The organism is Streptococcus sp. 53 (assembly GCF_013276565.1).
Lineage (GTDB): Bacteria > Bacillota > Bacilli > Lactobacillales > Streptococcaceae > Streptococcus.
In genome coordinates, this window is the sequence record NZ_VMLG01000022.1 from 53,547 (window position 1) to 66,485 (window position 12,939).

General features: G+C 37.6%; 6 protein-coding genes. 1 reads left to right on the top strand and 5 read right to left on the bottom strand.

The genetic code is table 11. The features are described from left to right. Positions 1-81: 81 nt before the first annotated feature. The gene (gene lysS / locus HT722_RS07060; protein WP_173278316.1) at positions 82-1,572 is read left to right on the top strand and encodes a lysine--tRNA ligase; all 1,491 of its coding nucleotides are present in this window, start codon (positions 82-84) and stop codon (positions 1,570-1,572) included. Between the two features lie 114 nt (positions 1,573-1,686). Here the strand turns inward: lysS and HT722_RS07065 are convergent, their stop codons facing one another. The 5 genes from HT722_RS07065 to HT722_RS07085 form a co-directional block, all read right to left on the bottom strand. After that, positions 1,687-9,879 (bottom strand): Rib/alpha-like domain-containing protein, encoded by an 8,193-nt coding sequence (locus HT722_RS07065; protein ID WP_173278319.1) that lies wholly within the window; start codon positions 9,877-9,879, stop codon positions 1,687-1,689. Between the two features lie 459 nt (positions 9,880-10,338). Beyond that, the gene (locus HT722_RS07070) at positions 10,339-11,187 is read right to left on the bottom strand and encodes an amino acid ABC transporter substrate-binding protein (protein ID WP_173278321.1); all 849 of its coding nucleotides are present in this window, start codon (positions 11,185-11,187) and stop codon (positions 10,339-10,341) included. Between the two features lie 9 nt (positions 11,188-11,196). Next, the gene (locus tag HT722_RS07075; protein ID WP_173278323.1) at positions 11,197-11,826 is read right to left on the bottom strand and encodes an amino acid ABC transporter ATP-binding protein; all 630 of its coding nucleotides are present in this window, start codon (positions 11,824-11,826) and stop codon (positions 11,197-11,199) included. A gap of 9 nt (positions 11,827-11,835) precedes the next feature. Then, positions 11,836-12,477, bottom strand: a complete 642-nt coding sequence (locus tag HT722_RS07080) for an amino acid ABC transporter permease (RefSeq protein ID WP_173278324.1) — start codon at positions 12,475-12,477, stop codon at positions 11,836-11,838. A 302-nt stretch (positions 12,478-12,779) separates the two neighbouring features. Further along, positions 12,780-12,935 (bottom strand): hypothetical protein, encoded by a 156-nt coding sequence (locus HT722_RS07085; protein ID WP_173226458.1) that lies wholly within the window; start codon positions 12,933-12,935, stop codon positions 12,780-12,782. Between the last annotated feature and the right edge of the window lie 4 nt (positions 12,936-12,939).

The window sequence follows — 12,939 nt, forward strand, 5'->3', positions numbered from 1 at the left end:
TTCTTGCTTATTTATGATAAAATGGGAGTATCGCAAAAAAGACTCATCGTATTCAATTTTGAGTAAAACTAGGAGGATCCCATGTCAACAGAACATATGGAAGAACTAAATGACCAGCAGATCGTTCGCCGTGAAAAAATGGCTGCGCTCCGTGAACAAGGAATTGATCCTTTCGGAAAACGTTTTGAACGCACTGCTAACTCTCAAGAATTAAAAGATAAATATGCCGACCTCGATAAAGAACAATTACATGATAAAAACGAAACAGCTACTATCGCAGGACGCTTGGTAACTAAACGTGGTAAAGGAAAAGTAGGCTTTGCCCACCTTCAAGACCGCGAAGGTCAAATCCAGATTTACGTTCGTAAGGATGCTGTCGGTGAAGAAAACTACGAAATCTTCAAAAAAGCAGACCTTGGTGACTTCCTTGGTGTCGAAGGTGAAGTGATGCGTACAGATATGGGAGAACTCTCTATCAAGGCTACTCACATCACTCACTTGTCTAAAGCACTTCGCCCACTTCCAGAGAAATTCCACGGTTTGACAGACGTTGAAACAATTTACCGCAAACGTTACCTAGACTTGATTTCTAATCGTGAAAGCTTTGAGCGCTTTGTCACTCGTTCAAAAATCATCTCTGAAATCCGTCGTTACCTTGACCAAAAAGGTTTCCTTGAAGTGGAAACACCTGTTCTTCACAACGAAGCTGGTGGTGCTGCTGCCCGTCCATTTATCACTCACCACAATGCTCAAAACATTGACATGGTTCTTCGTATCGCGACTGAACTTCACTTGAAACGCCTTATCGTGGGTGGTATGGAACGCGTTTATGAAATCGGCCGTATCTTCCGTAACGAGGGAATGGATGCTACTCATAACCCTGAGTTTACTTCTATCGAAGTTTACCAAGCTTATGCAGACTTCCAAGATATCATGGACTTGACTGAAGGTATTATCCAACATGCTGCTAAATCAGTCAAAGGAGACGGTCCAGTTAACTACCAAGGGACAGAAATCAAGATTAACGAACCATTTAAACGCGTTCACATGGTGGATGCTATCAAAGAAATTACTGGTGTCGATTTCTGGCAAGACATGACTTTTGAAGAAGCAAAAGCTATCGCTGCTGAGAAGAAAGTCCCTGTTGAGAAACACTACACTGAAGTTGGGCACATTATCAACGCCTTCTTTGAAGAGTTCGTTGAAGAAACCTTGATTCAACCAACCTTTGTCTATGGATATCCAGTAGCTGTCTCACCACTTGCTAAGAAGAATCCTGAAGACCAACGCTTTACTGACCGTTTCGAGCTCTTCATCATGACTAAGGAGTACGGTAATGCCTTTACTGAGCTGAATGATCCAATCGACCAACTTAGCCGTTTTGAAGCCCAAGCCAAGGCTAAAGAACTTGGTGACGATGAAGCAACAGGCATCGACTATGACTACATTGAAGCCCTTGAATACGGTATGCCTCCAACAGGTGGTTTGGGAATCGGTATCGACCGTCTCTGCATGCTCCTCACTGATACAACTACTATCCGTGACGTATTGCTCTTCCCAACAATGAAATAAACTCTGATCCTCTGGTACTTGCCAGAGGATTTTTTTTTTACAGTAAAAAGAAATAGACTGAAGTTTTCACCTCAGTCTATTTTTCTATAGGATCTTAGAAAGAAAGTTTCTTTCTTAGTCTTCTTTTTTCTTACGAGCTACGAGTCCGAATGCACCCAACATTCCAAGAAGTCCAAGACTAGCTAGACCAGCCTTATCTTCTGTACCAGTATTTGGTAATTCCTTCTTGTCATTGGCTACGGTTGTTTCAACGGATACTGGTTTAGAATCTGTAGAACTTGTCTGAACTGGAGTAGCTACTGGTTTTTCAGGACTTATAGGAGTCTCTGGAGAGCTTGGTTGCTCAGAACGAGTTGGGGTAGTTACTTTCTTATAGGTATGAATCACATTGCCATTTTCATCTGTTTTAGTACCAATATATTCATAACCTTCTAAAGTCTTAGGTCCATGACTACCATTTTCTTCTGGAGAAATTTCTTTACCATCACCATCTTGATAACGTGTTACGATATGAATAGTTGAACTACCATTGTTACCTTGACTATTACCATGATTAGATTTAGGTGTTACTTTCACAGGAACTTCTACTGGCACTTTACGTCCATCCGGTAATTCAATCTCAACCGTTACAGATGGCTTATCACCAGGTGTACTTGTTTTTGGAATTTCGCCCACTTTAGTAATCTTCCATCCTTCAGGAAGATCTACATGTTTCTTCACATCATTTTCAGTAATAGGTGTTCCAACTTCAACAACAATCGGAGTTGTTTTCGGAGTAACAACGACAGGAACTTTGATAGTTACACGTTTACCACCTGGTAGTTCAATTACCACTGGTACACTTGGTCTTTCTCCTGGAATATCTGTAGATGGTTTATCTCCAATACTGATAATCTTGCCACCTTCTGGAATCTGAATATGTTTTTCAACATCTTCATTTGTAATTGGATCCCCCAATTTCTTCACAATATCTTTAATTGGAGTTACTTTGACAGGGACTTCAACTTCAATTTGTTTACCATTAGGAAGTTCAATTTTAACTTTGACAGTACCTTTATCTCCTGGAGTATTTACTTTTGGAATTTCACCTACTCCAACAATTTTTCCACCTTCTGGAACCTTCACGTGTTTCTCGATATCTTCTTTTGTTAGCGGAGTATCTGTTACCGGTGTTTCAATTCCAGTAGCTGGTGTTACATTCACAGGAACATCAACAGTAATTGTTTTTCCATTTGGTAATTCTACAGTAACTTTAACTGGAGCTTTCTTACCTGGGGTTGTTAAGTCTGGAATGTTCTCAACATTTGTGACCTTACCACCTTCTGGAATCGTGATTCCCTTAGTGTAATCCTCTGGGGTTAATGGAGTCTTAGTTACTGGTGTTTCAATTCCTTTAACTGGAGTTACATTCACAGGAACCTCTACTGTCGTTGTTTTACCATTTGGTAATTCTACAGTAACTTTAACTGGAGCTTTCTTACCTGGGGTTGTTAAGTCTGGAATGTTTTCAACATTTGTGACCTTACCACCTTCTGGAACTTTAACATATTTAGCAATATCCTCTTTTACTAAAGGTGTTTTCGTTACTGGCGTTTCAATTGGTGTAGGTTTAGCTTCTACCACTTTAATCGTTGCTGGAACTTCAACTAATACATTTCCATTTTTATCTTTCACAACTACTGTTACCGGTTTATCTCCAGCGATTGTTGTATCGAACGGTTCAGTTTGTCCTTCTGGAACTTTGTATTCAAATGTTGAACCTTCTGGATAATCACTTGGAGTAATACTATCTCTGGCTTGTGGTTTTTCAGTTGGATTTACAGGAATTAATTGTTCTTTACCTTCCACTACTTTAACCTTAGCAGGTACTTCAACAAGTTTATCTTCTCCGTCTTTTGCTTCTACAACAACATCTTTTTCGCCTGGGGTTGTGGTATCTACTGGAGTTTTGTATTTAAATGTTACTCCATCTGGATATTGTTCAGGATCAATACTCTTAGATGCATCTGGTTGTTTGTTTGATTTATCAACTGGCACATATTGTGTCTTAGGTTCAACGACCATCACTTTTGCTGGGACTTTTGCAATAACTTCATCGCCAATCTTCGCTACAACTGTTACATCTTTTTCACCTGGGGTTGTTGTGTCTACTGGAGTTTCGTAAGTAAACTCTGTATCTTTAGGGAAGGCTTTAGGATCAATACTTCCTTCGACAGCTGGTTGTTTTTTATCCTTGTCTACTGGGACAAATTGTGGATAGCTTTCTACAACACGTACAGTTGCAGGTACTTCAACTAATACTTTATCGCCTTGCTTCACAACGACAGTAACTTTCTTGTCCCCTGGTTTAGATGTATCTACTTCTTCTTTGTACTCAAATGTTGCATCTTTTGGGTAATCATTCGAATCAATACTATCTTCAGGTGATGGTTGTTTTTTACCTTCATCAACTGGAACGATTTGTGGGTAACCTTGTACAACCTTCACTTTTGTTGGTACTTCAACAAGTGTATCATCTCCGTCTTTAGCAACAACGACTACATCTTTTTCGCCCGGCGTTGTTGTGTCTACTGGTGTCTTGTACTCAAATGTTATTCCATCTGGGTATTGTTCTGGATCAATACTCTTAGAAGCATCTGGTTGCGGCTTACTTGGATCTGCTACTACGTATTGTGTCTTAGGTTCAACGACCATCACTTTTGCTGGAACTTTTGCAATAACTTCATCGCCAATCTTCGCTACAACTACCACATCTTTTTCGCCTGGCCTTGTTGTGTCTACAGGAGTTTCATAAGTAAACTCTGTATCTTTAGGGAAGGCTTTAGGGTCAATACTTCCTTCTACAGCTGGTTGTTTGTTATCCTTATCTACTGGGACAAATTGTGGGTAGCTTTCTACAACACGTACAGTTGCTGGTACTTCAACTAATACCTTATCGCCTTGCTTCACAACGACAGTAACTTTCTTGTCCCCTGGTTTAGATGTATCTACTTCTTCTTTGTACTCAAATGTTGCATCATCTGGGTAATCATTCGAATCAATGCTATCTTCAGGAGATGGTTGTTTCTTACCTTCATCAACTGGAACGATTTGTGGGTAACCTTTAACCACTTTGATCGGTACATTCACTATTTCTTCTCGTTTATTTTCACCTGTACCATACGTTACTTTTACTGGTGTTGTTAATGAATCATCACCAACTTTACCCTTTGTTTCTGGTATTTTCGTTTCATCTACTGTTTTTTCATTTCCTTCTGTAGTAACAGCATCTTTTAATTTGTTTACTGTTGGTTTATCTCCTTCAACTACATATACAGGTGTAGATGTTGAAACTTTTGGAGTTAATGTAATCGTATAGTGTTGACTTATATCAGTAGGTGTATCTTTCTTCGCATCGAAAACTGGATTTTGATCAAACGGATTATCTTTTACGATATAACCCATTGATTTTAACACTTCAAGACGTGCTTGAATTCCTTCTTCTGGTATTACATCACCCGTTTTACCAGTAATTTCAAGATTATATTTTTCATCTAGTGGTGTTTCTTTATCATTCGCATCTACGGAAACAAATTTCACTCTTACTTTTTGATCATCTTTATCATAAGTAATCTTAATATTCGCTTTTGGATCCGTAATTTTTGGTGGATGATATCCTTTATCTAAATGATCTGGATCAATTGGTGTTAACGGATTTCCGCTTCCATCTTTTGGAGTATAACCATCTTTATGAGGGATAATTTGTGTGATTTCCCCAGTTTTGGTTGGATCTTTTGGATCATTAGGGAATGGAATTGGAGCTTCTTCTAAACCTGTTGTCGGATTAATTGGAGTCCAACTTCCAATTTTCGTATAAGTCACTTTTTCAGCTTCATCAGGAATGATTTTTGTATCTTTTGTAGGGGTAGGAACTTCTTTTGCAGCAACTTCTTTCTTATCTGCAATATAGCCTGTTACTGTTTCAACTTCTACTTTATCCCATGTTTTATTTGGTGCTTCCCAATCTGTATATTCGACTGTTTTATCGACAAGATTTACTTTTGCTTTTCTTGTAAATGTAACTACTTGTTCAGTAGAATCCTTCGCTTTTTCTTCTGTAGCAGTGTCAGATTCTTTCTTCACATATGAAATTACACGTTTAGCTGTTGTTTTCAAATCAGTCTCTGTCAATCCATCAGGCCATTTCAAATCTGGATTTTCTCCATTTGAATCTACAGGTGTATCTTTTTCATGAGGTGTTGTAACAGGTACTTCAATAATTCTAGGTTTTACAACTACTTTAAACGTTTGAGAAGGTGTCGAAGTTCCATCAGTTGGGTTCACATCTTCTTGGTCATCAAAAGTTGGATGATGATTGTCTGCTGTATGGTAGCCATCACTTTCAACTTCGTACCCTTTATTTTTCAATTCTTTAATTTTATTTTCAATGTCCGTATTGGTTGGTAATTCTTCACCAGATTTACCTGTTAATTCGTAACTTTGAACAACTTCATTTGTGCCACTATCAACCTTTTTCTCAATGACTACTGTTGCTTTCTGATTAGAAGGAGTATAAGTAATCTCTGAATTCCCAAAGTTATCTGCTGGATTAAATCCGTCTGGAACTTTGTATCCTTCCTTAGGATTATTTGGATTTTTCGGTGTTAATTCTACTCCATTATACACTGGTGTATAACCTGGTACATAAGGAATGGTAATTGTTCCAAAATCTCCTGGTTTGCTTGGATCTGTTGGATGATTTGGATAATGAATTTTTTCTGGCGCATCATTTGGTTTCTTACCATTTGGATAAGTTGGAACAAATGATCCAATTTCTTTATAAAGAACTTTCTTCACTTCTGGAGTGACAAGACCAGTTGAAGTTGGCGTAGGTGCTTCTTTTGCAGGAACGATTTTATCCTCATTATCCACTAATAAATAACTATTTACTACAGGAGAAGGGACTTCATTAAACTTCCCTTTTGTGCCATCAACTGTTGCATCTGTTAATTTATCTGCACCTTCATAAACTGACCAATCTGAATACGTTACTTCCTTCGTTTCTGGGTTAACCGTTGCAGTACGTTTATAAGTTACTTTTTGAATTTTATCGACCTTATCCGTTTCAATTGGTTGAGCATCTACTTTATCTTTATCCGCTTCTTTTAAATACTTAATTGTACGTGTAACTTCTTTAACTAAGTCCTCACGAGTAACTCCTGCTGGATATTTACCAAGATTTTCATCTCCTTCTTTTACAGGTGTATCTGCTGTTTTTGGAGATACTGGAGCTGTTGTACTTGGATTTGTTGGATTAGTTGTTACTGTTGGGTCTACTTTGATTAAATCCAATACATGAACAGTTACTTCTGCTTCTGTTGATTTCTTACCTTCGCTATCAGTCGATTGAACTTTTACAGTGTAATCTCCAACTTTAGTTGTATCTAGGTTACCTGCATCACTTACTGCGATTGTTGGTTTAGTAGAATCAACACCATCACGATCATCTTCTAAGTCAGTTGCTGATGCTTTCGCTTTTTCTAGAACTTTCTCATTGTTCCATTTATCAGCTTCTTTGGTTTTATAAACATATAAGTCTTTTTTCTCAACTGCTACTGTTGGCGCTTCATTTAACACATTAGCATAAGCTGGATCGGATTCATTTCCCGCTTTATCAAACACAGTCACTTTTATACGTTTGTCCGGATTTGTTCTCTCATTCGCTTCCGTTAAATCTGTACCTACTGGAACTGGTACAACTAACTTACCATCACGTTCTTCAACTTTTGTTTCACCAATATACCAACCATCTTCTTTTTTGTTCAGTGTAATTGGAGTTTTACTATTTGGTAACGTAACTTTCATTGAAGTTAATCCACCAATAGCTGCACCGATTTTATCTACTGCTTTATCTACTGTTTCAGCACCAGCAGTGTGAGCTCTATCTACTCCATTATTTTTATCATTTTCAACAATATCTTTTTTCTCACGTGCTTCATCCGTTAAATCTGTATTTTTAGTTGGAATTGAGACGAGTAACTCTTTTACTTGATTTTTATCTTTTTTCTCACCACGAATACTATCTGTATGCACGGCTTCTACTGTTGGTATATCTGGTCTTTTTGTATCGATATAAATCGTTTTATTGTAGTAGTAATCAGGATTATCTGTATTTCTCAATCCATCTACCACAGGATGATAAATACCATTTGCATTTACTACATCACCAGTATTTAAAATTTTATTATTCTGAGCATCATTTAGACCGTTAGGTAAAAATGTTTTAACTTTAAATGTAGCAGTCCCTCTGTAATTATCCGTTGTTGTAAATGGTAATCTAAATAGACGTGAACCATCATTAGATCCTACTCCTATATAAGGTCCTACTCCATTATTAAATTTCGAAGTGTTATATCGAAGTTTTAATTTTCTTGTTTGAGGATCCCAAATGATATTTTTGGCTGAAACTGGAACATTTCCAAACCAAACATTTCCTGTAGGATTTGTAATGTTTTCAGGTAAAACTACCCCTTCAGGAACTTCGATTTCAGTTTCCGCACTACCATAGTGACGAATTCCACCAACACTATTAACAGTAAATTCAAATTCACCAGTTTGTTTTGACTTATAAAGATAATCCTCTCCATACTTTCCTTCTTGTCTATTACTTTTGACATTAGTAGTCATTTCCGTACCAGTACCTACTGCTAGGTTAACTGCACCGACAAAATATCCGTCACTTATAGTGCTATTCGAATTCATTAAATAAGAGTTATTAATCGCTGTACCGTCATCTAACGCTTCTATTTCAACCTTAATTTTCTTTACATCTTGAGGTATCTCGTAAATAGCACGGTATTCTGACCAACCATCTCCATTTCCTCCTGATCCAGTAGGAGTTGATATATGTTCACTTTCATATTTTGTTCCTATTCCTTGGTCATCTCTTATACTAGAAATTTTATTACCTTTTTCGTCATAAACTGTAATTTTTAATCTTTCACCGGTACCAGCAGTTCCAGCATTACCATAGGCTCCACCAGTAATGGCACTTAACATAACTCTAGAATTTCCATTTACAGAGTATTCTTTAGAAATTTTTGTCCCTTTTTTCCCGAGTTCTAGATAGTAGCCTTTAGGCAAACTGTGTGTACCTACCATACCAGAATGATTGACACCGTTAGCGTAGTTTTGATTTGCAGCATTCACTCCAAGTGGATGATTAGTTGCTGGAGTTTCATTTTCATTAGGACGAACTTTCCCATTTAAATCATAGACTTTAGAAGGTTTAGCAGAAAATTCTGCAGGTCGATCCGCTGGAACATTTGTTGGTTCTTCTGGTTTAACAGCTGTAACTTTTTCCCCACCTTCAATTTTCCAACCATTTAAGGCATTATGATTATTCGCTTCATCTGCAGTAATTTCTTTTTCTTTCCAGTTATAAGTTACGCTTCCTAGAATTTTTGTCTCTCCACCTTGAGATGCTGTGCTTCTAGACCATTGTTTATTAACTGTTTTATTTTTTTCTGTTGCATTAGTGAAATCAATATCTCCAAATTGGTTTTTTGCACTCTCAAAAACACCATCCTTTGGATTATTTCCTGAACCTAGTTTATTATTATTCGTTGGGCCTTCTTTGGCCGGAATAATTGGATTTGTTGTAGAGGCAGCTTCTCTAAACCCACTCTCACCTTTTCCTGGAATCTCTTTTCCGTTTCGTGGATCTTGGTTCTTGTTTACTTTTTCTTCTTCAGTTACTTCTGATTTGATACTGTTTAAAATGACAAGGCTACTTGAAAGTTGTTTAGCAAGTGCAGCAACTTTTGCCTGTGTTTTTGTATCATCGTTCAAAAGTTCTTTTGCTTTATGAACCAAATTTTTAGCATCATCAATGACTGATTTTGTTTTCTTACCTTCAGTTAATTGACTTAATCGACTTTCAACTTTAGCCACTAAATCTTCTAACGATGTGGTATTAATATCAGCTTTTTCTGTCACTACAGTTGGAGTTTCAACTTCACTGGCTTGTTTGTAAGTAGCAGATTCTTTTACAGAAGTATTATTTTGTCCATCGGCCACTTCAGCAGTAGCAGATACTTGTTCAGCAACTTCCTTAGAGGGGTCTGGGGACTTACCATTTAGATTTTGAACTTCTGTAGACTCTGGATTAGTTACTGGTTCAGCTGCTTGGACGCTTCCTCCACCAAGGAAAAACAAACCAGTAGCTACAGCCACACTAGCCGCACCAAAACTAACCTTACGGATACTGTAACGTGTGAATTTCTCCACTTGCGATTGGCGAACATGACGCACTTTGGGTTTAAACATTTTCTTACTCCTTTTTCCGATAACTATCGGTTAATATACTTAAGGAAGCTAAATAAAAAGCCCCCCCCCTAAAATATTTTTGTATATTTTAAAAGGTTATAACTTATTATACTCTTTTTAAAACAACAAATCAAGCAATTTCAGGTATAGTCGCTACAGTAATTTCATAAACTCTTATTTGTGGTAAGCCCTTACAAAAAATAAAATTTATATTACTTTAGAGATTTTCTATATTATTTGATTGTTTATATAATTTGATTACAAAAAGGAATTTTCTGATATTTTTTATTACGTCTTCATTGAGTTTTAGCTATAGATAAGGGATTACAGAATGAAGCTAGATGCACAAGATCTACCCAAAATAGCTAAAAAATTTAGAAGTTGCTATAGCTTTATAAAATAAAATCTATAAAAAAACAAAGCCCAGTTTTAAAAACAAAACTAGGCTTGCTATTGATTTTATTTTCCTTCTTTTACTTCTTTTACTTCTTTTGTTGCCACATCTTCTCCAAACCATTTTTGGCTGATTTTCTGGAACTTGCCTTCTTGGTATAGTTCGATTAAGGCCTGGTTTAATGCTGTTAATAATCTTTTATCAGCTGGTCTAACTCCGACCGCAAAGGATTCACTTTCAAATCCTGCTGAAAAGACATTGTAGTCATTTAATATACCCTCAGATTGAAGATAATAATTGGCATACACTCGGTCAATTAACAGAGCATCAATCCGGTCGTTTTTCAAATCAATCAAGGCTTCATTGAAACTCTGGTACTGATTAGCCTTCTGGTCTTTGACACGATTTTTCAATAAATCTGGCTGGGCCTCAAAGTCCAAATAACCAGAGGAACCGGCTTGGGCTCCCAAGGTCTTATCCTTCATATCCTCTACTGAATGAATCTGCTGGCTTTTCTTCGCAACCAGAACTTGCTGATTTTCCATATATGGAATGCTAAAGGCAACCTTCTCTCGGCGTTCATCAGTGGCAGAATAGCCATTCCAGATGGCATCTATAGTTCCGTTTTGCAGTTCCGTCTCCTTCATATCCCAGTCGATTGGTTGAAATTGAACCTTAAAACCTAATTTTTCAGAAACTGCTTGCGCCAAATCAATATCAAAGCCTGTATATTGGCCATTCTTTTCTTCAAATCCCATAGGTACAAAGGTATTGTCAAAACCAATGGTTATACTCCCCTGCTCTTGATACTTATCCCAGTTATCCTGCTTTGGATCGCTAGCCTTCTGAGTACAAGCCGTTAAAAAGAGAGTCAGGAGCGAAACCAACACTAAAGCAATTTTCTTATTAGTCATTGGCACCTCCTACTTGGGCTCAACCTTGAGAATCTGATCTGCAATATTTTCCGCGAACTGCAAATCGTGGGTTACCACAATCTGTGTCATCCCAAGTTCCCTATTTTGCAAGATTAGCTTCTCCACTTCCAAGCGCAATTCTGGATCTAGGGCAGAAGTTGGTTCATCGTAGCCAATGATTTCTGGGTCGATCATCATAGCACGCGCCAAAGCCACCCGCTGCTTTTGCCCACCAGATAATGAAAATGGATAGGCATCTGCATGCCCTGCTAGTCCTAACTGTTCTAAGAGACCACGCGCCTTCTTATCAGCCTCTTCCTGCTTCATTCCCATGGTCTTCACAGGTGATAAAGTCAAATTTTCCAGAACTGATAAATGAGGAAACAGTTGAAAATCTTGGAATACAAATCCCAGTAGGTTTCGCTTCTCCAATTCATCCAGTTCTAAAGATTCTCCATTATAAAAGATTTGCCCTGAATCAATGGTTTCAAGACCTGCAAGCATACGTAAAAGAGTTGTCTTACCTCCACCGGAAGGCCCAACGATAGCCAGGATTTGCTTTTCAGGAATACTTAGACTGAAATCAGACAGAATTTGTTTGTCTCCAAATTTCTTATTGATATTTCGTAATTCTAACATAGCTGCCTCCTATCTATAATAACTGTACTTCTTCTCAACTTTTTTGGAAATAATTGTCACAATCCCAATCAAAATCAAGTAAATGGCTCCTGCCAAGAACATGGGAACCAGACTGGCGTCACGGTTGGCAGCTGTTCGACTAGCCAAGATAAGGTCTGAAATTCCAAGAGCATAGACCAAAGAAGTATCCTTGACCAAACTCATAACTTCATTAAAGACACTAGGAAGAACGATCTTGGTCACTTGGGGCAAGATAATATAGCGCACTGTGGCAAAGGGACTAAACTTCAAGACCTTGGCAGCCTCATACTGTCCTCTTGGAATAGTGTCAATTCCCCCACGGAAAATTTCTGCAAAGTAAGCTGCATAGTTGAGAACAAAGGCAATGATAGCTGCAGGAAGGCGATCCAGACGAATCCCAATACTTGGGAGCACATAATAAATAAAAATCAGTTGCAAGAGTAAGGGGGTGCCACGCATAACCCAGATATAAATGTTAATCAGATAATGGAGGAGCTTCCAATGGACTTGCAAGGCAAAGGCAATCAAAACGCCCAAAGGAATCGAAAATAGCAAGACCAGTGCAAAGACCTGTACAGTCGTGCTCGCACCATTCAGTAAACTCGGTAATATCTCAAATAAATAAGGCATACTGCACCTCCTAAAAGTAATTGTTCCTATTATAGCATGAATAAACAAAATAACCAACCATTTTTGCAAAAAAATTCTTTTTAATAGAAAAAATACAGTGTCTTGAAGCTAGAATAGGACAACACGACTTATAAAGCCTTGTTAGAAATTTGATTTGAATTCCCTAGTCTATTTGTTGATATTCTATTTCAATATATTATACTTTATAAATAAAAAGAAAGGACAAATTTTGCCCTTTCTCGATCTTAGCTTCTATTTGTTACAGTTAACTTGACTGATAATTGGAGTTTTATCTTACGTATTTAAGATGGATTGTCTTTTTTAATTCGTGCCAATCTCAGAGCACGATTTGGATTGAGACGATTAAACAGTTCTTCCAATTTCTTTTCATTCCAAACATCTGCGGCGGAAACGAAATTGCCATCCGCATCTCGGAAAGATATCGGTTTATCTCCCATACCA